Here is a 19,832-nt window from a genome sequence, read left to right as displayed (position 1 = left end):
CCGTAGGATGGTGCTCATGGCAAAGACCGGTACGACGACCCAGGGGCTGCGCGCGGCGATCGAGCGCAGCGGCTACTACCCGGCCCTCGTGGCCGAGGCGGTGGAGGCCGCCGTCGGCGGAGAGCCGGTCGCTTCGTACCTGGTGCACCAGGAGACCACGTTCGACTCCAACGAGGTGCGCCGTCATGTGACCGTCCTCGTCCTGACCGAGCACCGGTTCATCGTCAGCCACACCGACGAGCAGGCCGCCGACACCAGCTCCCCGACGCCGTACGCCACCACCTCCACCGAGTCGGTGAAGCTGGAGCGGATCTCCTCCGTCGTGGTCAGCCGCGTCGTGGCCAACCCGGAGAAGTACGTCCCGGGCACCCTGCCCCGCGAGGTCGTCCTGACCATCGGCTGGGGCGCGGTCTCCCGGATCGACCTGGAGCCCGCCGCCTGCGGCGACGCCAACTGCGAGGCCGACCACGGCTACACCGGCAGTTCCACCGCCGACGACCTGAGCCTGCGGGTCAGCGAGGCCGGCGACGGCCCCGACGCCGTGCGCCAGACCCTCGTCTTCGCCCAGTCGCTCTCCGAGGCCACGGCCGCCACCGCGGCGACCGGCCGCTGATGGCCCAGCCCGCCTGGCAGGACCCCGTCCTGCTGCCCCTCGACACCGCGCCCGTGCCGGAGTACGGCAGCGGCTCGCTCGCCGACCTGCTGCCGACGCTCGCCGCCGGACAGGAAGTGCCCGGCTTCACCGCCACGATCCCCGAGCTGACCCCGGCCGACCGCAACTGCGTCTTCCTGATCGACGGCCTCGGCTGGGAGCAGATCAAGGCCCACCCGGACGAGGCCCCCTTCCTGCACTCCCTCCTCCCCACCTCGCGCGGCTCCACCGGCCGCCCCCTCACCGCGGGCTTCCCCTCCACCACCGCCACCTCGCTCGCCTCGGTCGGCACGGGGCTGCCGCCTGGCGAGCACGGCCTTCCCGGCTACACCGCGCGCAACCCGGAGACCGGCGAGCTGATGAACCAGCTCCGCTGGAAGCCGTGGACCGCGCCGAAGGTCTGGCAGCCGTACCCGACGGTCTTCCAGCTCGCCGACGCCGCCGGCGTGCACACCGCGCAGGTCTCCGCGCCGACGTTCGAGCAGACCCCCCTCACCAAGGTCGCGCTCAGCGGCGGCTCCTTCCTCGGCCGGCTCTCCGGCGAGGACCGGATGGACGTCGCCGCCCAGCGCCTGGCCGCCGGCGACCGCTCGCTCGTCTACACGTACTACAGCGAGGTCGACGGCAAGGGCCACCGCTTCGGCATGGACTCGGACGCCTGGCGCGGCCAGCTGATGTACGTCGACGGGCTCGCCCGACGCCTCGCCGAGCAGCTCCCGCCGCGCTCGGCGCTCTACATCACCGCCGACCACGGCATGATCGACATCCCGTTCGACGAGCAGTCCCGGATCGACTTCGACGAGGACTGGGAGCTGCGCGCCGGCGTCGCCCTCCTCGGCGGCGAGGGACGCGCCCGCCACGTCTACGCGGTGCCGGGCGCCCAGGCCGACGTCCTGACCGTCTGGCGCGAGGTGCTCGGCGAGCAGTTCTGGGTCGCGAGCCGGGACGAGGCCATCGCGGCCGGCTGGTTCGGGCCGACGATCGACGAGCGGGTGTACGGCCGGATCGGCGACGTGGTCGCCGCCGCCCACGACGACGTGATCATCACGGCCTCCGTCAACGAGCCGCACGAGTCGGCCATGGCGGGCGTGCACGGCTCCCTGACCCCCGTGGAACAGCTCGTCCCCCTCCTCGAAGTACGCTCGTAACCCCTCGCCGTGCCCACCCCCCTCCGAAAGGTGCTCGACCCCTCATGCCCGAGCTGGTGTTCTTCTCCGGAACCATGGACTGCGGAAAGAGCACGCTGGCCCTGCAGATCGGTCACAACCGCTCGGCACGCGGGCTCCAGGGAGTGATCTTCACCCGGGACGACCGCGCGGGGGAGGGGAAGCTCTCCTCCCGGCTCGGCCTGGTGACGGACGCCGTCGAGGCCGGGGAGGGCATGGACCTCTACGCGCACATCGTCGGCCGCGTCAGCCGGGGCGGCCGGGTCGACTACGTGATCGTGGACGAGGCGCAGTTCCTCGCCCCGGAGCAGATCGACCAACTGGCCCGCGTCGTCGACGACCTGGGGCTCGACGTCTTCGCCTTCGGTATCACCACGGACTTCCGCACCAAGCTGTTCCCGGGCTCCCAGCGGCTGATCGAGCTGGCCGACCGGATAGAGGCCCTCCAGGTCGAGGCGCTCTGCTGGTGCGGCGCCCGCGCCACGCACAACGCCCGCACCGTGGGCGGGGAGATGGTCGTCGAGGGCGCCCAGGTCGTCGTCGGCGACGTCAACCGGCAGGCGGGCGTAGTCGGTTACGAGGTGCTGTGCCGCCGTCACCACCGCCGCCGCACGACCGCGACCGCGGCCCGCGCGGGCATTCTCTCCCCGGACGTCCTGCCGGTCGCCTCCGACGCCTGAGCGCCTGCTACGCCCGGCCTTCCGCTGATCCGCCCCCGGCGGCGGACCGGATAAGCGTGAACACGGCGCCCTCCGGGTCCGCGACCGTGGCCACCCTGCCACTCGCCCCCTCGCGCGGCGGCGTCAGGACGCGCCCGCCCAGCTCCACCACCCGGGCCGCGGCCCTGTCGGTGTCGGCGACCTCGAAGTACGTCATCCAATGCGGGCCCCGGTCGCGCGGCAGCGCGTGGCCGACCCCGTGCAGCGCCGCCACCGGAACGTCGTCCAGGTGCAGCGTCTGGTAGTCGAAGTCGGCCGAGACGACCGCCTCCGTCTCATAGCCGAAGACGGTCTGGTAGAACTTCGCGACCATCGAGGTCTCCTGGGTCACCAACTCGTTCCAGACCGGGGTGCCGGGCACGCCGGCCGTCATGGTGCCGATGTGCTCCGAGCCCTGCCAGATGCCGAAGACCGCCCCGACCGGGTCCGAGGCGATGGCGAGCCGTCCCGCCTCGCCCGCGTCCAGCGGTCCGACCGCGACCGTCCCGCCGCAGGAGCGGATGGCCTCCGCGGTGGCGTCGGCGTCGTCCGTGGCGAGGTAGGTGGTCCAGGCGATCGGTAGGTGGCGGTCGGGCGGCAGCTGGCCGATGCCCGCGACCTCCTTCCCGTGCAGCAGCCCGCGGACGTAGGGGCCCAGCTGTTCGGGGCCCGGCCGGAACTCCCAGTCGAACAGGGCCCCGTAGAACTCCTGGGTGGTGGTCAGGCCGTGCACGATCAGACTCACCCAGCAAGGTGTTCCTGGCGTGCGCCGGGCGTGGGCCTCGGTCATCGTCTTCTCTCCTCGGACCGTATGGGTGGCCGTGCGGGGGACGGGACAGGTACGCCGTCCCGGGTCGGGAAGCGGTCCGCGTGCCCCGTGCAGATGCTCGCACCCCCCGGCGCGGGAGACGCACCGGCCGCGCCGCGTCGTCCGGGTTCTCGACGAAGGACGGCCGGTCTCCCGCCGGCCGTCCCTTTCGATCCTGTTACGGGCGCCGGTGGTGCTGCGCGAGGATGGCACCCATGAAGCCCATCATCACCGCATCCGAATGCGCGAGCGAGTCGGCCGGGTCGCGACCGCCGGTGCTCCTGGACGTCCGCTGGCAGCTCGGCGGTCCCCACGGCCGTCCCGACTACGAGGCCGGTCACCTGCCCGGCGCGGTCTTCGTCGACCTCGATACGGAGCTGGCGGGGCCGCCGGGTGACGGCGGCCGCCACCCCCTTCCGGACCCGGAGGCCTTCGGGGCCGCGATGCGCCGGGCCGGAGTCGGCCAGGACACCCCGGTCGTGGTGTACGACGGTGGCCTGGGCTGGGCCGCGGCGCGAGCCTGGTGGCTGCTGCGCTGGACGGGGCACGAGGACGTACGGGTCCTGGACGGCGGCCTCGCCGCCTGGACGGGCGACCTCTCCACCGGGATCCCGCGCCCCGCCGAGGGCGATTTCCGGCCGAAGGCGGGGGCCCTGCCCACACTGGACGCGGAAAGTGCGGCGGCCTTCGCCCGCTCGGGTCTGCTGCTGGACGCGCGCGCGGCGGAGCGCTACCGGGGCGATGTGGAGCCGATCGACCGCGTCGGCGGACACATTCCCGGGGCCGTCTCCGCGCCGACCACACAGAACGTCGACGAGGACGGGCGTTACCTGCCGGCCGAGCGGCTCGCCGCGCGCTTCGCCGGCCTGGGGGCGGGGGGCAGCCCCGAAGGCGTGGGCGTCTACTGCGGGTCCGGGGTCTCCGGCGCGCACGAGGTGCTGGCCCTGGAGATCGCGGGCTTCACGGGCGTCCTGTATCCCGGCTCCTGGTCCGAGTGGTCCTCGGACCCCTCCCGGCCGGTCGCCACAGGGCCCGAGCCCCAGTAGTCCGGCGGCCCCGGCCGCATGGTGCGGTCGGGGCCGGGGAGACGGAAAAGGAGCGGGGTCCGTACGCGACCGCGTACGGACCCCGCTCCCACCGGTGGTCATGACCGGTCAGTCCTGCTTCTTGCGCCGGGTGCCGAAGACGATCTCGTCCCAGCTCGGCACGGCGGCACGGCGGCCCGGCCGGACTCCGTCCGCCTCCGCCTGACGGTCGGTCGTCCCGGTCAGCCGGTCGCGGTGACCGGCCACCGCCCGGGGCATCAGCACATCCGCGTACGCGGACCCGGCGCCCGCCGAGGCGGCGGCCGGCGGCTCGTCCGCCTCGGTCTCCTCGGCCGGTTCGAGTGCGGGCGGCTCGGGCTGGGTGGGCCGCTCGGGGACGACCATGTCGCCCCGGAAGCTCGGCACCGCCTCCAGCAGGCTGGTCAGCGAGTCGCGCTCACCGGCCGAGGCACTGCTCACGTACTCCTCGGGTTCGGCGGCGGCCGGGGCGGGCCGCTCGATCTGCCGGTCGAGGGCCCGGTCCAGCGGTCGGTCGCGGTCGATCTGCCGGTCCAGGCTCCGGTCCAGCGGCCGGTCGCGCGGCAGCCGGGCGATCCTGGGCACGAACGGGAAGCTGGGCTCGGGCGCGGCGACGTCGTCGGTCTCGCCGATCAGCGAGCGCGCCTCGTCGTCCACGGCCTGGACCAGCCGCCGGGGAGGGTCGTACGTCCAGCTCGCCGAGTGCGGCTCACCCGCGACCCGGTAGACGAGCAGGACTTCCCACGTGCCGTCGTCGCGACGCCACGAGTCCCACTGGACGGTTTCCTTGTCGGCGCCGCGCAGCAGGAGACGCTCCTGCACCGCCTCGCCGAGTTGAGGGCCGGTGTTCTCGCCCGGACGGCGCACAGGAGTCTTCCGGGCCCGCTCGGCCATGAAGGCGCGCTCCGCGAGCACGGGGCCCTCGAAGCGGCGTACACGGTCGACGGGGATGCCCGCGAACTGGGCGACCTCCTCCGCGGAGGCACCGGCCCTTATGCGGGCCTGGATGTCGCGGGGCCGGAGGTGGCTCTCCACCTCGATCTCGATCTGGCCGAGCCGGGCGCGGTCGTTGCGCACGGCGGCGCGCAGCCGCTCATCGATCGGAAGCGTGTACTCCGTGCTGTCCGCAGCCTTGAGCACCAGTCGTGTGCCGTCGTTGGAGACGGCCACGACACGCAGTTCGGGCATGGGAACCTCCCGGGTGGTGCCTGCCGACGTCACGTGCGTCGCTGCTTCCGCTAGTCGAGTGTGACCTGCCCGGGTGCAGCCTGCCACAACCTTGCCAAGTTGCCCGGCGTGTCGGGCGCTCGTCCTGGTGCACCACCATGACACGGTTACCCATTGCGACCCAAAGCGACCGATTTGGCCGCTCTGTGCAGCAGGCATCCGTGTGATGCCTTCACGCCGTCGGTTCGAGTGGTGCCGTCGGACCCTCCGGTGGCTGCGGATTCCCACGTCGGAGTCCGCCCCAGGGCTCGTCACAGTACTCCATTTGAGCCATCGAGGTGGACCGGCGCGCCGCCGAACCTCTCGTGGGGCGCGGGAGTTGAGATACCCAGTTCTCCGTGAAATGCCCCTGATGCGTGTTGTGCTTCACACAATCTCCGGAAATGGAACTATCCACTTCGTTCATTTGTCCCTTCTTGTTGCATGGTGGGAGAGATGTCAAGCAGGGGCTGGTAATGGTTCAGAAGCCGGAAAGTGACACAGAACCCAAGGAAAGGCGCATAGATCTGAGTCTCCCGCAGGTCGCCGGGAGTGCCGTGGCGGCCGTCGCGGCGGCCGTGCTGGCCTCGCAGCTGGGCGTGTACGGCACGATCGCGGGAGCGGGTGTGATGAGCGTCGTCGCCACCTGCGGCGGCTCGGTCTTCCAGCACTTCTTCCGCCGCACCGGCGAACAGATCCGCGAGGTGACGGTCCAGGTGACCCATCCGGAGGGCCGCCAGGTGACGGTGCACACCAGGGAGACGACGCCCGCCGGGCACCGGGGCGCCGCCCGGCGGTCCGAGCCGGAGCCGGCCGAGGACGCCACCACGGTGATGCCCACGGTCGACCCGGGCGCGGTCCCGGAGGTGATCCCGGACGCGGAGAGCACGCGGCCGCTGAAGCCCGCCGACACGGACCGGACCCAGTTGCTGGACCTCGGCGACGCGCGGACCCGGATGCTCCGGGTTCCGCCGGGCCGGGATCCGGGCGCGGGAGCGGAGACCGGAGCCGACCGTACGCAGCTGCCGCCGCGGGCCGACGACCGTACGCAGTTGCTGCCGCGGGCCGACGACCGTACGCAGATGCTTCCGCGGGCCTCGGCGGGCGCGGCCGTCGGCGACGACGCGTTCGGAGAGGGCGTCACCCACGGAACCCGGCTGCGCGGCTGGAAGCGCCCCGCGCTCGCGGCCGCCGCGGTCTTCGCCGTCTCCATGGCCGGGATCACCGTGTTCGAGATGATCTCGGGCAACGACCTCAGCGGCGGCCAGGGCACCACCCTCAGCTCCGTCGTGCGCGGCGGCGACGACGGCCGGGACCCCGGGCCCGCCGACCCCACGCCCTCCGGGGACACCGGCCGGGACGGGGAGGAAGACGAGCAGCGGCCGGCCCCCGGCGGTGACACCGGCTCCGCCCCCGCCACGGACCCCGGCGACGGCAACAACGCGAGCCCCGACCCCGGTACGGGCACGGGCGGCGAGAACCCGGGCACCGGGTCCACTCCCACGCCGACGCCCTCGGGTTCCGGCGGCGGGACCGCGCCCGACCCGGCGCCGCCCACCCCGACGCCCTCCGGCGACGCCGGGACCGGCGAGCCCTCGACCGGTACGGGCGTCGCTCCCGGGCAGGGCGAGCAGGCCCCGCCCGGCGCCGACGCCGAGTGACCCGCCGGCGTACCGCGCACGGCACATCGGCCCCGGCCCCCTCCACAAGGGAGAGGACCGGGGCCGATGGCGTACCGGAAGGCTCGGGAACTCAGTCGCCGAGCACGCGCCGCAGGTAGTCGTTGCCGAACAGCCGGTCCGGGTCCAGCCGGTCGCGCAGCGCGGTGAACTCGCCGAAGCGCGGGTAGACCTCCGCCAGATAGGCGGCGTCGCGGGTGTGGATCTTGCCCCAGTGCGGCCGGCCGGCGTGCGCGGTCATGATCCGCTCGACCGCGGTGAAGTACGACCGGTGGGGCGTGCCCTTGTAGAGGTGTACGGCGATGTACGCGCTGTCCCGGCCCGAGGCGGTCGACAGCGCCATGTCGTCGGCCGGAGCGGTGCGCACCTCGACCGGGAAGCTGATCTTCAGCGGCGACCGCTCGACCATGGCCTTCAGCTCCCGCAGCACCGCCACCGCCCGCTCACGCGGAACGGCGTACTCCATCTCCACGAACCGCACACGACGCGGGCTGGTGAACACCTTGTACGGGATGTCGGTGTACGTACGCGCCGACAGCGCCCGACTGGAGAGCCTCGCGATCGAGGGGATCGTCGCGGGGACCGCGCGGCCGAGCGAACAGGCGACCTGGAAGACCCCGTTGGACAGCAGCTCGTCGTCGATCCAGCTGCTCACCCTCCCGGGCGGGGCGGCCGGACCGGCGCTGCGGTTGTTGCGCTTGGTGGTGCAGTTCCCGGTGTGCGGGAACCAGTAGAACTCGAAGTGCTCGTTCTCGGCGACCAGGGAATCGAAGTCGGCGGTCACCCGGTCGAAGCTCATCGGCTCCTCACGGGCCGTCAGCAGAAAGATCGGCTCTACGGCGATGGTGACGGCGGTGATCACCCCGAGGGCGCCGAGCCCGATCCGGGCCACCGCGAAGATCTCCGGGTTCTCCCGCTCGGAGCAGACCAGGACCGTGCCGTCGGCTGTGACCAGCTCCAGTGCGCGGATCTGCGCCGCTATCGACGCCGAGTCCCGGCCCGTGCCGTGCGTACCGGTGGAGGTCGCCCCGGCGATCGTCTGCTCCGTGATGTCGCCCATGTTCGTGAGCGACAGGCCCTCGCGGGCGAGTGCGGTGTTGAGCCGCTTGAGCGGAGTGCCCGCCTCCACCGTCACGGTCATCGCCGCACGGTCGATGTCCCGGATCCCGGTCAGCAGGTCCGGGCGTATCAGCACCCCGTCCGTGGCGGCCGCCGCCGTGAAGGAGTGGCCCGCGCCGACCGGCTTCACCCGCAGGCCGTCCGCGCCCGCCCGGCGCAGCACGTCCGCGAGCTCGTCCACGGACGCGGGGGACTCGGTGCGGGCGGGCCGGGCGGTGACGGTGCCCGCCCAGTTACGCCACGCGCTCGTCGTCGTCCGTGCGTAGGTGTCGGTCATCTTCCCCGCGCCTTCCCGTCGCAGCCGGCCCGGCCAGCCGGCGATGTCCCAGGACCGCCACCGCCGCCGCGAGCGCTCCCGCCACGACGGGCACCGCGTACCCCGCCTTCGCCCCGGCGGCGTCGACCACCCAGCCGGCGGCCGAGGAGCCGAGCGCAATTCCGACCGCGAGCCCGGTACTGGTCCAGGTCATGCCCTCGGTCAGCTTGGTGCGCGGTACGTGCGCTTCGACGAGGGCCATGGTGGTGACCATCGTCGGTGCGATGGCGAGGCCCGCGACAAAGAGCGCCACGGCCAGCAACGGAAGGTTCCCGGCCAGTAGGAGGGGGATCATACTCACGGCCATCGCGCAGACACCCAGCAGCCACCTGCTCCCGGGGTTCCCCTTCAGGTGCAGCAGTCCGAACACGGCCCCCGCGAGACACGAGCCGAGCGCGTAGACGGCCAGCACCAGGGAGGCCGCGGCCTTGTGGCCGCGCTCCTCGGCGAAGGCCACGGTCACCACGTCCACGCCCCCGAAGATCGCGCCCGTCGCCACGAAGGTGGCCACCAGGACCTGGAGTCCCCGCGAGCGCAGCGCCGAGCCCCCGGTGTGCTGCGACTTCGGGTGCGGCACCGGCTCGGTCGCCCGCTGCGCGGTCAGCCAGAAGACGCCGACCAGCAGGAAACCGGCGGCGATCAGCGGCCCCGCCTCCGGGAACCAGGCGGTGGACAGACCGATGGAGATGATCGGGCCGAAGATGAAGCACACCTCGTCGACGATCGACTCCCACGCGTACGCGGTGTGCAGATCCCGGCTGGAGCCCCGGTAGATCGCCGCCCAGCGGGAGCGGACCATCGACCCCACGCTCGGCACACAGCCGGCGCCCACCGAGAAGACGAACAGCGTCCACTCCGGCGCCCCCTGCTGGGCGCAGATCAGCAGGCCCGCCACCGCCGCCACCGCGACCAGCGTGACCGGGCGGAGCACCCGGCGCTGCCCGTAGCGGTCGACCAGCCGGGAGACCTGCGGGCCGCAGACCGCCGCCGACATCGCCAGGGTCGCGGAGAGCGCCCCGGCCAGCCCGTAGCGGCCGGTGAGCTGGGAGATCATCGTCACGACGCCGATGCCCATCATGGACAGGGGCATCCGGCCGAAGAAGCCCGCGGCGGAGAACTCCCTCGAACCGGGGGCGGAGAAGATGGCGCGGTAGGGGCTGGGCAAGGGGTACTCCGGTCGTGCCTGTCAGGCGTGTAGGTGGCCGATACAGCTTACGGCCGGGCCGGACGTCCCGGACACCGGATTCCGGGGCGGCGGCGCAGGGGAGCGACGCGGCTGCCCGGCCCCCGGGATCCCCGGCCTCCGAGATCCCCGACTCCCGGAATCCCCAGCCTCCCCGGTCTTTCCGACGGGGCGTCGGATGTCGGTGGCCGCCTTGTCGGAGGCGGGTGGCAGGATCGATGTCATGTCCGATCTGCGCGATCCCGCTCCCTACGACGCCCTGCTGCTGCTCTCCTTCGGCGGTCCCGAGGGCCCGGACGACGTGGTCCCGTTCCTGGCGAACGTGACCCGCGGCCGCGGCATCCCCGAGGAACGCCTCAAGGAGGTCGGCAAGCACTACTTCCTGTTCGGCGGGGTCAGCCCGATCAACGCGCAGAACCGCGCCCTGCTCGAAGCGCTGCGCGAGGACTTCGCGGAGCACGGCCTGGATCTCCCGGTCTACTGGGGCAACCGCAACTGGGCCCCCTATCTGACCGACGTCCTGCGGGAGATGACCGCCGACGGGCACCGCCGGATCGCTGTCCTCGCCACCAGCGCCTATGCCTCCTACTCCGGCTGCCGCCAGTACCGCGAGAACCTCGCCGAGTCGCTGGCCGCCCTGGAGGCCGAGGGGCTGCCCGTGCCCCGGGTCGACAAGCTGCGGCACTACTTCAACCACCCCGGCTTCGTCGAGCCCATGGTGGACGGCGTCCTCGCCTCGCTCGCCGACCTCCCCGAGGACGCCCGCGCGGGCGCGCACATCGCGTTCACCACCCACTCCATCCCGACCTCCGCCGCCGACGCCTCGGGCCCGGCCGACGCGCACGGCGAGGGCGGGGCCTACGTCGCCGAGCACCTCGACGTGGCCCGGCTGATCATCGAGACGGTGCGCGAGGAGACCGGGACCGCGTACCCGTGGCAGCTCGTCTACCAGTCCCGCAGCGGTGCCCCGCACATTCCGTGGCTGGAACCCGATATCTGCGACCACCTGGAGACTCTGAGCGCCGAGGGGGTCCCCGCGGTCGTGATGGCGCCCATCGGCTTCGTCTCGGACCACATGGAGGTGCTCTACGACCTCGACACCGAGGCCACCGCGAAGGCGGCCGAGATCGGCCTGCCGGTCCGCCGGTCCGCCACGGTGGGCGACGACCCGCGCTTCGCCGCGGCCGTGCGGGACCTGGTTCTGGAGCGCGCCGCGACCGAGCGCGGCCGGGCGGTGGAGCGCTGCGCGCTGGGCGCCCTGGGACCCTCCCACGACCTCTGTCCGGTCGGCTGCTGCCCCGCCAGGGCCCCGAAACCCGCCGCCGCGGGGGCCGACAGCCCGTATGCCCGATCCGTGGACGCCCCTACGGATGCCCCGTAGAGCGCTTGTTCCGCCGAGTCCCCCTGGGAGCACCGTGACCGACCCCGCACTGTCCGAACTGCTCGACCTCGCCCTTGAGGCCGCCCGCCGCGCCGGAGCCCTGCTGCGCGACGGCCGCCCGGCCGACCTGGGGGTGGCCGCGACCAAGTCCAGCCCCATCGACGTGGTCACCGAGATGGACATCGCCGCCGAGAAGCTGATCACCGGTTACCTCTCCGACTTCCGCCCCGACGACGGCTTCCTCGGCGAGGAGGGGGCCAGCTCCCCGGGCAGCACCGGCATCCGCTGGGTCATCGACCCGCTCGACGGCACGGTGAACTACCTGTACGGCCTGCCCACCTGGGCGGTCTCCATCGCCGCCGAGCGCGACGGAGAGCGGGTCGTGGGCGTCGTCGAGGCCCCGATGCGCCGGGAGACCTACCGGGCGGTCCTCGGCGGCGGCGCGTTCGCGAACGGCGAGGCCCTGCGCTGCCGGCCCGCCCCGCCGCTGGACCAGGCGCTCGTCTCGACCGGTTTCAACTACGTCGGACACGTCCGTGCCCACCAGGCGGACATCGCCCAGCAGCTGATCCCCCGGCTCAGGGACATCCGGCGCAGCGGTTCGGCGGCCGTCGACCTCTGCGATGTGGCGGCGGGCCGGCTGGACGGCTACTACGAGCGTGGGCTGCACCCCTGGGACCTGGCGGCGGGCGACCTCATCGCCCGGGAGGCGGGCGCGCTGACCGGCGGTCGCCCGGGGCTGCCCGCCGACGGGGACCTGACGGTGGCCGCCACCCCCGGCGTCTTCGAGCCGCTGCAGGCCGCACTCGACGAGCTGGGCGCCTGGCACGACTGACGGGGCCCCGTCGGGGAAGGCCCTGGCGAGGGGCCTGAGGCCCCCGTACACGCCACGGGGCCCCGGACCGCCATGACGGTGTCCGGGGCCCCGTGGCGTACGGCTCAGACGCTGGTGGCGCCGATCTCCACGCCGTGCTCGGCGGCGAGACGGCGCAGATCGTCCAGCTCGCCCTGCTCGACGTCCGCGAGGAAGTCGTCGCCGTCCTCGCGCGCCCGGGTGAGGTCGGTCTCGGTCGTCTTGATGCGCTGCAGCAGACCTGCGGTGAAAGCGTCCATGATGCGCCCCCTCATCGTGGGTCGGTGGCACGGGGGTGTGCCCGGGATCCCCCCGGCCGGGGGGCCGGAGGAGCGGGTGATCGCGCCGCCGCTCCGGGGAAACGGAGCGAGCAGTGGCATGCCACGTGACAGGCGTGATCGCGGGTGTGAACCCCTCTTCCCCGTGCCATGGTTCCGAGAAACCTCAACTGGCCCGGAGATCCGCCGGTTTCCCGGCGGGCAGCCGCCGGGAGGCCCACCCCCACCGCCGCCTTACCGCCGGTTTATGCGTGTTGCGGGCAGGATGGAGGCGCACAGTCGGCCATTGCTGCCCGTGTCCGGGCGGGCCCCGCGTGGGCCGCCGGCTCTGTGAACCCATCGAAGGACCGAAGGAAGGACTGCGCTGTGCGCGTACTCGTCGTCGAGGACGAGCAGCTGCTCGCCGATGCGGTGGCCACCGGACTGCGCCGGGAGGCCATGGCCGTCGACGTCGTCTACGACGGTGCCGCGGCCCTGGAGCGCATCGGGGTCAACGACTACGACGTCGTCGTGCTGGACCGGGACCTCCCGGTCGTGCACGGGGACGACGTCTGCCGCAGGATCGTCGAGCTCGGCATGCCCACCAGGGTGCTCATGCTCACCGCGTCGGGCGACGTCAGCGACCGGGTCGAGGGCTTGGAGCTGGGCGCCGACGACTATCTGCCCAAGCCCTTCGCCTTCAGCGAGCTGACCGCCCGGGTGCGTGCGCTGGGCCGCCGTACGACGGTGGCGCTGCCGCCCGTCCTGGAGCGCGCCGGCATCAAGCTCGACCCGAACCGCCGCGAGGTCTTCCGTGACGAGGTGGAGATCCAGCTCGCCCCGAAGGAGTTCGCGGTGCTGGAGGTCCTCATGCGCAGCGAGGGCGCGGTCGTCTCGGCGGAACAGCTGCTGGAGAAGGCCTGGGACGAGAACACCGACCCCTTCACCAACGTGGTGCGGGTCACGGTCATGACGCTCCGCCGCAAGCTCGGCGAACCGCCCGTCATCGTCACCGTGCCGGGCTCCGGATACCGGATCTGAGGACCATGGCCGCCACCCCCGGGCCCCCCGCGGCGCCTCCGAAGCCCACCTGGGAGCCCAAGCAGCAGGAGCCCCCGTACCCCTGGCTGCGCCCGACCATCCGGATACGGCTCACGCTGCTGTACGGCGGGATGTTCCTGATCGCGGGCATCGTGCTGCTGTCGATCATCTACATGCTGGCCGCGCAGGCGCTGCACGTGGGCACGGATCTGCCGTTCAAGCTGCTGCCCGAAAGCAAGATCCAGCTCACCAACAACGCCTGCCCCGCCCTCACGCCGGGCCTCTCGGCGGACGAGGCGAACGCCGCGCTCAAGGCGTGCAACGAGTCCCAGCGCAAGCACGCGCTGGACACCCTGCTCAACCGTTCGCTGCTCGCCCTGGTCGGTCTCAGCGTGATCGCCTTCGCCTTCGGCTACGCGATGGCCGGACGCGTGCTGTCCCCGCTCGGCCGGATCACCCGGACCGCGCGCCGGGTGGCCGGGACGGACCTCACCCGGCGGATCGAGCTGGACGGCCCGGACGACGAGCTGAAGGAGCTGGCGGACACCTTCGACGACATGCTGGACCGGCTGGAGCGGGCCTTCACCGCGCAGCAGCGGTTCGTCGGCAACGCCTCGCACGAACTGCGCACCCCGCTGGCGATCAACCGCACGCTGCTGGAGGTCCATCTCTCCGACCCGGAGGCTCCTCCGGAGCTGCAGCAGCTGGGCAAGACCCTCCTGGCCACCAACGAGCGCAGCGAGCAGCTGGTCGAGGGGCTCCTGCTGCTGGCCCGCAGCGACAACCAGATCGTCGAGCGCAAGCCGGTCGACCTCGCGGAGGTGGCCGAGCGCGCCATCGACCAGGCCCGGTCGGAGGCGGTGGCGAAGAAGGTCGAGGTCCGAGGCGAGCGGGTCACGGCGGTGGTCCAGGGCAACGGCGTCCTGCTGGAGCGGATCGCGCTGAACCTCGTGCAGAACGCCGTGCGCTACAACGTGCCCGAGGACGGCTGGGTGGAGGTCGCCACCGAGGCCCGGGACGGGCAGGCCCTGCTTGTCGTCTCGAACACAGGACCGGTGGTCCCGGCCTACGAGATCGACAACCTCTTCGAGCCCTTCAGGCGGCTGCGTACGGAGCGCACGGGCAGCGACAAGGGGGTCGGGCTCGGCCTGTCGATCGCCCGGTCCGTCGCGCGAGCCCACGGAGGCCGTATCATCGCGGAGCCCCGCGAGGGCGGTGGTCTCGTGATGCGCGTCACCCTGCCGGTCTGAGAGGCTGCACGATGTGACTCTGCACCGAATCTTCATGTTCGCTTTGGGCGGAATTTTCGGGACCCGTTCCCGGGCGGGTCGTGTGTGATCCATCACAGAGTCGAATTTCGGGTCATCTACGCTCCGTGATCGCGACTCCGCCGGAAAGCCGGTAATCGTCCAGGTTTTCGGGGATCGTTATCACGGGAAGTACACGGGGTGGCACCCGTGAACTGCGCAGTCGGGACCGTGTACGGTCCCCATCGCCACCCAAGCCGAGCCTCGTCGAGGCGCCCGGTTGGGTGTCGATTGAGTAACAGACCTTGATGTGAGGCAAAATCTCCGCCTCAGGTCGGGCACAAGTCCGGCCTCTCACGCGTTACGTGCGCTGAGACACCCGTAGACACCCAAGAGGGGGAGAGCGACATGGCAACGGATTACGACACCCCACGCAAGACCGACGACGACGTGGACCAGGACAGCCTCGAAGAGCTCAAGGCGCGTCGGAGCGACAAGACGGCATCCGCCGTCGACGTCGACGAATTCGACGCGGCCGAGGGACTCGAGCTGCCCGGCGCGGACCTCTCCAACGAGGAGCTGGCCGTCCGGGTGCTGCCCAAGCAGGCCGATGAGTTCACCTGCATGAGCTGCTTCCTGGTGCACCACCGCAGCCAGCTGGCCCGCGAGAAGAACGGTCAGCCCATCTGCCGCGACTGCGACTGAGGTCGGGTCGGCCGTGGCAGGCGAGACACCGTTCCGGAAGCGGCGCCCCTGGCGTCGGCACGGCCCGGAGGCGAACCAGGACGGTACAGGCGGCACAGGCCCGGCAGAAGGCGGTAACGCGTCTGCCGAGCGGTCCGCCGCCCCGCCGGAGCACTCCGGCGGTTTCGACGACGAGCGAGGCCGTTCGGCCTCGCTCGAAGTGGCCGGGTCGGCAGCGTCGCCGGACCGGCCCGGAGAGCAGGGTCGGGCGGAGCCCACGACCGGGGGCCGCCTGCACGCGATGAAACGGGGTGTACGCAAGGGCCGGGAGGGCGCGAAGGCACTGGCCGGACAGCTGGCCGACCGCATCATCGATACGGCCCCGCGCGTGCCGGTGCGCGACCTCGCGACCCTGCGGAAGCAGTTCCCCGGGCTGGGACCCGAGGAACTGGCCGACAAGCTGGTCACGGGAGCCTGCCGGGCCACCGCGACCGTCGGCGCGGGCATCGGGGCCGCCGCCATGATGCCCGTACCGCCCGCCATGATCGCCGAGCTGGCGGCGGAGGTGACCGGCGTCGCCGCGATCGAGATGAAGCTCGTCGCCGAGCTCCACGAGGTCTACGGCCGCCGACCCCCCGGCAATCTCGGCCAGCGCAGCACCGCGTATCTGACGTCGTGGACGGAGGAGCGCGGCATCGACATCACCCGCCCCACCACGCTCAACGCCGCGCTGGGCGGTCAGATGAAGCGCGAACTGCGCCAGCAGATCATGAAGCGCATGGCGCGCAATCTGCCCAACCTGATCCCGTTCATGATCGGCGCCGCCGTCGGCGCCACGATGAACCGCCGCGACACCCGCAAGCTCGCCGACCGGATCAGGAACGACCTGCGCAAGGACCCGATCCCCTGGGACCGGCTGCCCGCGCTGCCCCCGCTGGAGCAGCCCCCGAACCCGGCCGAGCTGCCCAAGGAGATCGAGGGCCCCTGAGCGATGAAGGGCCCTTGAACCCGCACGCGGCCCCTGGACCCGCACCGGGTCCGGAGCCCCCGCCCGCGTCGTCCGCTCAGGCGGTCGGGACGGTGCTCAGCGCCGCCGCCAGGCCCTGCGGGTTCCGGGTCGAGAGGTAGACGTACGGAGTCGGGTCGTCCGGGTCCGTGACCTCCACCCGCACCGCCGTCTCCACATATCCGCGCAGCAGCATGAACGCACGGGCGTCGGCCTTGTGCGTGCGCCAGGCCCGCGCTTCCTCGGCGTCCAGAACCTCAGGCCGGCCGAGCGCCGACAGCGGAATCCGGGCGTCGCCGGCGACGAGCGCCCCCGCCACCACCCGGATCCGGGCGGAGCCGTAGCTGCTCACCAGGAGCGCGGCGGCGACCGTGCCGCCGGCCAGCCCGGCGAGCAGCGGCAGAGTGCCCAGCGGCAGAAGCATCAGAGCACAGGCGACACCGACCCCGAAGGCGATGAACCACCAGGAGCGGGGCGCGGTGAGACGTTCGTCGAAGGGCGGTGCGGAAGGCTGCATGGAACCAAGCTTGGCACGGCGCGACCGGCGGACTGCCGCGCGGGTAAGGTCTGCGCCTGTGAGTGGAACATCAGCAGCTCTGACACCCCCGCCAGACGCCGTCGCGCCGGACCGGCACCCCGACGCGCCCGCCCCCGGCGAACTCCTCGGAGCGCACTACGAACACTGTTTCGGCTGCGGCGGAGGACAGCCGCACGGACTGCACCTGATGGCGCGGGCCGGTGAGGGCGTCAGCGTGACCGCCGAGTTCACCGTGCAGCCCGCCCACCAGGGCGCCCCCGGCCTCGCCCACGGCGGCGTGCTCGCCACGGCGCTGGACGAGACCCTCGGCTCGCTGAACTGGCTGCTGCGCACGATCGCGGTGACCGGACGGCTGGAGACCGACTTCGTCCGCCCCGTCCCCGTGGACACCGTGCTGCACCTCGACGCCCGGATCACCGCCGTGCACGGCCGGAAGATCTACTCCACCGCCACCGGCCGGATCGGCGGCCCCGACGGGCCCGTCGCGGTCCGGGCCGACGCCCTCTTCATCGAGGTCAAGGTCGACCACTTCATCGACAACGGCAGGCCCGCCGAGATCCAGGCCGCCATGTCCGACCCCGACCAGGTCAGGCGCGCCCGCGCCTTCGAGGTGAACCCGTGACCCGCAGCCCCGTCGACGTACTGATCCGCCTGCTCGACCCGGACGTGCCGATGCCGGCCTACGGACATCCGGGCGACGCCGGGGCCGACCTGGTGACCACCGAGGCCGCGGAACTCGCCCCCGGCGAGCGCGCGGTGCTCCCCACCGGGGTGTCGATCGCCCTGCCCGACGGGTACGCAGCCTTCGTTCACCCGCGCTCCGGCCTCGCGGCCCGCTGCGGAGTGGCCCTCGTGAATGCCCCAGGGACCGTGGATGCCGGGTACCGTGGGGAGATCAAGGTGATCGTGGTCAACCTCGATCCACGCGAGAGCGTGCGATTCGAACGGTTCGACCGGATTGCCCAATTGGTTGTCCAGCAGGTCGAGAAGGTGCGCTTCCACGAGGTGGCGGAGCTTCCCGGCTCGGCGCGGGCCGAAGGGGGCTTCGGGTCCACCGGCGGCCACGCGTCGGTGGACGGCGCCGAGGGCGGGATCACCCACGGTGGGAACAGCTACGCTTCGGTCGTATCCGACCGGGAAGGACAGTGACGTGTTCGGACGTCGCAAGAAGAGTGGTTCCGCCGAGGACGCGGCGGACGAGGTGCGCGAGGCCGAGCAGGTCGCCGACGAGCCCGAGGGCGGTGACGGCGCCGCCAAGGGCACCCGTCGGATGAACCTTCCGCCGGCCCCCAGGCCGGACGGACCCTGGGACAGCACCGAGGTCACCCAGCCCGGCGAGGGCCGGGTCGACCTGGGCGGCATCTTCGTCCCCGGGGTCGAGGGCATGGAGCTGCGCGTCGAGGTGGCCGGGGACGCGATCGTCGCCGCCACCGTGGTGCTGCGCGACAGCGCGGTCCAGCTGCAGGCCTTCGCCGCCCCCAAGAAAGAGGGCATCTGGGGCGAAGTCCGCGACGAGATCGCCTCGGGCATCACCCAGCAGGGCGGCATCATCGACGAGGTCGAGGGCCCGCTGGGCTGGGAGCTGCGCGCGCAGGTCCCCGTACAGCTTCCGGACGGCACGGGCGGCGTGCAGCTCGTGCGCTTCGTCGGCGTCGACGGGCCGCGCTGGTTCCTGCGCGGAGTGATCTCCGGCCAGGGCGCCGTCCAGCCGGAGGCCGCCGGGCTGCTGGAGACGGTCTTCCGGGACACCGTGGTCGTCCGCGGCGACGGCCCGATGGCCCCCCGCGACCCGATCGTCCTCAAGCTCCCCAACGACGCCCAGATGGTGCCCGAGGGCGTGCAGCAGGATGAGCAGGAGGGCTCGAAGTTCTCCGGCGGCATGGGGCAGCTCCAGCGCGGACCCGAGATCACCGAGGTCCGCTAGCGGCACGCCGCGGCACTGAGCGGTACAGGCCGGTGGGCCGCACCCTTTCCTCGGGTGCGGCCCACCGGCCATTGCCCGGCCGTGCGTCGCACGCACATACTGGCGGGCGACGACGCAGCCACGTGGGCACGTGAGTACGGGGGAGCATGATGACCGAGAGCACCAGCGGGCAGTCCGGCACGGCCCTGGCCGAGGACCCGGCCCGCACGGTCATGGTCGCGGTCGAGGACCTGCACCGCTCGTACGGAAGCGGAGCGGCGGCCGTGCACGCCCTGCGCGGGGTCTCGTTCGAGATACCCCGCGGCGAGCTGGTCGCGCTCAAGGGCCGCTCCGGCTCCGGCAAGACCACCCTGCTCAACCTGGTCGGCGGCCTGGACACCCCGGACGGCGGCCGGATCACCGTCGACGGCACCGAGCTGTCGGGGCTCGGCGAGAAGGGGCTCCTGGAGCTGCGCAGGGACCGGGTCGGCTTCATCTTCCAGTCCTTCGGCCTCATCCCCATCCTGACCGCCGCCGAGAACGTCGGCGTACCCCTGCGGCTGCGCAAGGCCGACCCGGCCGAGCGCGACGAGCGGGTCGCCCTGCTGCTCTCCCTCGTCGGCCTCGCCGACCACGCCGAACAGCGCCCCGGCGAGCTCTCCGGCGGCCAGCAGCAGCGCGTCGCCATCGCCCGCGCCCTCGCCAACCGCCCCGCCCTCCTGATCGCCGACGAGCCCACCGGACAGCTCGACGCCGAGACCGGGCTCGCCGTGATGGAACTGCTCCGCGCGGTCGTCCGCAGCGAGAACGTCACCGCCCTCGTCGCCACCCACGACCCCCAGCTGTTGGGCCTCGCCGACCGGGTCCTGGAGCTGAGCGACGGCCACATCGTCGAACACGGCTGACCTTCCCGCAGCGCCCCCGCCGCCGCCCCGACGCGCATCAGAGTTCCGTCAATACGCCCCCCACCTGCACTCCCGGGACCGAACCAGGCCCCCCGGCGGAGTAGCGTCGAGGACGGCAGCCGCACC

At 72.5% G+C, this 19,832-nt stretch carries 21 protein-coding genes; 15 read left to right on the top strand and 6 right to left on the bottom strand.

Annotated features, from left to right (window positions below; translation table 11 throughout):
* The first annotated feature begins 16 nt into the window (after positions 1-16).
* From AB0F29_RS35710 to AB0F29_RS35700, 3 genes are read left to right on the top strand one after another with little or no spacing between them, the layout of a single operon-like run.
* The gene (locus AB0F29_RS35710; RefSeq protein ID WP_018957070.1) at positions 17-613 is read left to right on the top strand and encodes a DUF5998 family protein; all 597 of its coding nucleotides are present in this window, start codon (positions 17-19) and stop codon (positions 611-613) included.
* Complete coding sequence (locus AB0F29_RS35705) at positions 613-1,800, top strand: nucleotide pyrophosphatase/phosphodiesterase family protein (RefSeq protein ID WP_361881351.1); 1,188 nt, start codon at positions 613-615, stop codon at positions 1,798-1,800. Before AB0F29_RS35710 ends, AB0F29_RS35705 begins: the two co-directional genes overlap by 1 nt.
* 44 nt (positions 1,801-1,844) lie before the next feature.
* Positions 1,845-2,498 (top strand): thymidine kinase, encoded by a 654-nt coding sequence (locus AB0F29_RS35700; protein WP_361881348.1) that lies wholly within the window; start codon positions 1,845-1,847, stop codon positions 2,496-2,498.
* A 7-nt stretch (positions 2,499-2,505) separates the two neighbouring features.
* Here AB0F29_RS35700 and AB0F29_RS35695 read toward each other — a convergent pair whose 3' ends face one another.
* Positions 2,506-3,306 carry a VOC family protein gene (locus tag AB0F29_RS35695; RefSeq protein WP_361881345.1) on the bottom strand — a complete coding sequence of 267 codons (801 nt, stop codon included), beginning with the start codon at positions 3,304-3,306 and terminating at the stop codon, positions 2,506-2,508.
* A gap of 233 nt (positions 3,307-3,539) precedes the next feature.
* On the opposite strand from AB0F29_RS35695, the gene AB0F29_RS35690 reads away from it, so the two are divergent.
* The gene (locus AB0F29_RS35690; protein ID WP_361881342.1) at positions 3,540-4,370 is read left to right on the top strand and encodes a sulfurtransferase; all 831 of its coding nucleotides are present in this window, start codon (positions 3,540-3,542) and stop codon (positions 4,368-4,370) included.
* A 108-nt stretch (positions 4,371-4,478) separates the two neighbouring features.
* Here the strand turns inward: AB0F29_RS35690 and sepH are convergent, their stop codons facing one another.
* A complete protein-coding gene (gene sepH, locus AB0F29_RS35685) occupies positions 4,479-5,576 on the bottom strand; it encodes a septation protein SepH (protein WP_361881339.1) in 1,098 nt (365 codons plus the stop codon).
* 575 nt (positions 5,577-6,151) lie between these two features.
* Between sepH and AB0F29_RS35680 the strand changes: the two genes are divergently transcribed.
* Positions 6,152-7,255, top strand: coding sequence for a hypothetical protein (locus AB0F29_RS35680; protein ID WP_361881336.1), 1,104 nt, complete (start codon positions 6,152-6,154; stop codon positions 7,253-7,255).
* A gap of 91 nt (positions 7,256-7,346) precedes the next feature.
* Here AB0F29_RS35680 and AB0F29_RS35675 read toward each other — a convergent pair whose 3' ends face one another.
* A complete protein-coding gene (locus AB0F29_RS35675; protein ID WP_361881333.1) occupies positions 7,347-8,669 on the bottom strand; it encodes a D-arabinono-1,4-lactone oxidase in 1,323 nt (440 codons plus the stop codon).
* Positions 8,626-9,873 (bottom strand): MFS transporter, encoded by a 1,248-nt coding sequence (locus AB0F29_RS35670; RefSeq protein ID WP_361881330.1) that lies wholly within the window; start codon positions 9,871-9,873, stop codon positions 8,626-8,628. Before AB0F29_RS35670 ends, AB0F29_RS35675 begins: the two co-directional genes overlap by 44 nt.
* Before the next feature lie 241 nt (positions 9,874-10,114).
* Here AB0F29_RS35670 and AB0F29_RS35665 point away from each other — a divergent pair, with 241 nt between their 5' ends.
* Positions 10,115-11,272 carry a ferrochelatase gene (locus AB0F29_RS35665; RefSeq protein ID WP_361881328.1) on the top strand — a complete coding sequence of 386 codons (1,158 nt, stop codon included), beginning with the start codon at positions 10,115-10,117 and terminating at the stop codon, positions 11,270-11,272.
* A gap of 34 nt (positions 11,273-11,306) precedes the next feature.
* Positions 11,307-12,107 (top strand): inositol monophosphatase family protein, encoded by an 801-nt coding sequence (locus tag AB0F29_RS35660; protein ID WP_361881325.1) that lies wholly within the window; start codon positions 11,307-11,309, stop codon positions 12,105-12,107.
* A gap of 104 nt (positions 12,108-12,211) precedes the next feature.
* Here the strand turns inward: AB0F29_RS35660 and AB0F29_RS35655 are convergent, their stop codons facing one another.
* Positions 12,212-12,385, bottom strand: a complete 174-nt coding sequence (locus AB0F29_RS35655) for a hypothetical protein (protein WP_169808550.1) — start codon at positions 12,383-12,385, stop codon at positions 12,212-12,214.
* 384 nt (positions 12,386-12,769) lie between these two features.
* Between AB0F29_RS35655 and AB0F29_RS35650 the strand changes: the two genes are divergently transcribed.
* From AB0F29_RS35650 to AB0F29_RS35635, 4 genes are all read left to right on the top strand, one after another.
* On the top strand, positions 12,770-13,423 hold the full coding sequence (locus AB0F29_RS35650) for a response regulator transcription factor (protein WP_003965735.1): 654 nt from the start codon (positions 12,770-12,772) through the stop codon (positions 13,421-13,423).
* A 5-nt stretch (positions 13,424-13,428) separates the two neighbouring features.
* Entirely contained in the window at positions 13,429-14,673 is a 1,245-nt protein-coding gene (locus AB0F29_RS35645) for an ATP-binding protein (protein WP_361881321.1), read from the top strand.
* Positions 14,674-15,078: 405 nt separating this feature from the next.
* Positions 15,079-15,375 (top strand): DUF4193 domain-containing protein, encoded by a 297-nt coding sequence (locus tag AB0F29_RS35640; RefSeq protein WP_003965732.1) that lies wholly within the window; start codon positions 15,079-15,081, stop codon positions 15,373-15,375.
* A gap of 13 nt (positions 15,376-15,388) precedes the next feature.
* A complete protein-coding gene (locus AB0F29_RS35635) occupies positions 15,389-16,342 on the top strand; it encodes a hypothetical protein (protein WP_361881318.1) in 954 nt (317 codons plus the stop codon).
* A 76-nt stretch (positions 16,343-16,418) separates the two neighbouring features.
* On the opposite strand, the gene AB0F29_RS35630 is transcribed toward AB0F29_RS35635, so the two are convergent.
* Entirely contained in the window at positions 16,419-16,877 is a 459-nt protein-coding gene (locus tag AB0F29_RS35630) for a DUF3093 domain-containing protein (protein WP_018957056.1), read from the bottom strand.
* A gap of 58 nt (positions 16,878-16,935) precedes the next feature.
* On the opposite strand from AB0F29_RS35630, the gene AB0F29_RS35625 reads away from it, so the two are divergent.
* From AB0F29_RS35625 to AB0F29_RS35610, 4 genes are all read left to right on the top strand, one after another.
* Entirely contained in the window at positions 16,936-17,520 is a 585-nt protein-coding gene (locus AB0F29_RS35625; protein WP_026290368.1) for a PaaI family thioesterase, read from the top strand.
* Complete coding sequence (gene dut / locus AB0F29_RS35620; protein WP_361881314.1) at positions 17,517-18,047, top strand: dUTP diphosphatase; 531 nt, start codon at positions 17,517-17,519, stop codon at positions 18,045-18,047. The genes AB0F29_RS35625 and dut overlap by 4 nt, the downstream gene beginning before the upstream one ends.
* Position 18,048: 1 nt before the next feature.
* Positions 18,049-18,822, top strand: a complete 774-nt coding sequence (locus AB0F29_RS35615; protein WP_361881311.1) for a DUF3710 domain-containing protein — start codon at positions 18,049-18,051, stop codon at positions 18,820-18,822.
* A 149-nt stretch (positions 18,823-18,971) separates the two neighbouring features.
* Positions 18,972-19,706 (top strand): ABC transporter ATP-binding protein, encoded by a 735-nt coding sequence (locus AB0F29_RS35610; RefSeq protein WP_361881308.1) that lies wholly within the window; start codon positions 18,972-18,974, stop codon positions 19,704-19,706.
* Positions 19,707-19,832 lie beyond the last annotated feature (126 nt).

This window comes from Streptomyces sp. NPDC026589, assembly GCF_040638385.1.
Taxonomy (GTDB): Bacteria; Actinomycetota; Actinomycetes; order Streptomycetales; family Streptomycetaceae; genus Streptomyces.
This window is presented reverse-complemented; position numbering and strand designations above follow the sequence as displayed.

Excerpts from the sequence above, each read along its gene's own strand:
- AB0F29_RS35695 (WP_361881345.1), bottom strand. The coding sequence starts at position 3,306 with ATGACCGAGGCCCACGCCCGGCGCACGCCAGGAACACCTTGCTGGGTG.
- AB0F29_RS35640 (WP_003965732.1), top strand. The coding sequence starts at position 15,079 with ATGGCAACGGATTACGACACCCCACGCAAGACCGACGACGACGTGGAC.
- AB0F29_RS35690 (WP_361881342.1), top strand. The coding sequence starts at position 3,540 with ATGAAGCCCATCATCACCGCATCCGAATGCGCGAGCGAGTCGGCCGGG.
- sepH (WP_361881339.1), bottom strand. The coding sequence starts at position 5,576 with ATGCCCGAACTGCGTGTCGTGGCCGTCTCCAACGACGGCACACGACTG.
- AB0F29_RS35645 (WP_361881321.1), top strand. The coding sequence starts at position 13,429 with ATGGCCGCCACCCCCGGGCCCCCCGCGGCGCCTCCGAAGCCCACCTGG.
- AB0F29_RS35610 (WP_361881308.1), top strand. The coding sequence starts at position 18,972 with ATGACCGAGAGCACCAGCGGGCAGTCCGGCACGGCCCTGGCCGAGGAC.
- AB0F29_RS35700 (WP_361881348.1), top strand. The coding sequence starts at position 1,845 with ATGCCCGAGCTGGTGTTCTTCTCCGGAACCATGGACTGCGGAAAGAGC.
- AB0F29_RS35630 (WP_018957056.1), bottom strand. The coding sequence starts at position 16,877 with ATGCAGCCTTCCGCACCGCCCTTCGACGAACGTCTCACCGCGCCCCGC.
- AB0F29_RS35705 (WP_361881351.1), top strand. The coding sequence starts at position 613 with ATGGCCCAGCCCGCCTGGCAGGACCCCGTCCTGCTGCCCCTCGACACC.
- AB0F29_RS35655 (WP_169808550.1), bottom strand. The coding sequence starts at position 12,385 with ATGGACGCTTTCACCGCAGGTCTGCTGCAGCGCATCAAGACGACCGAG.
- AB0F29_RS35675 (WP_361881333.1), bottom strand. The coding sequence starts at position 8,669 with ATGACCGACACCTACGCACGGACGACGACGAGCGCGTGGCGTAACTGG.
- AB0F29_RS35665 (WP_361881328.1), top strand. The coding sequence starts at position 10,115 with ATGTCCGATCTGCGCGATCCCGCTCCCTACGACGCCCTGCTGCTGCTC.
- AB0F29_RS35710 (WP_018957070.1), top strand. The coding sequence starts at position 17 with ATGGCAAAGACCGGTACGACGACCCAGGGGCTGCGCGCGGCGATCGAG.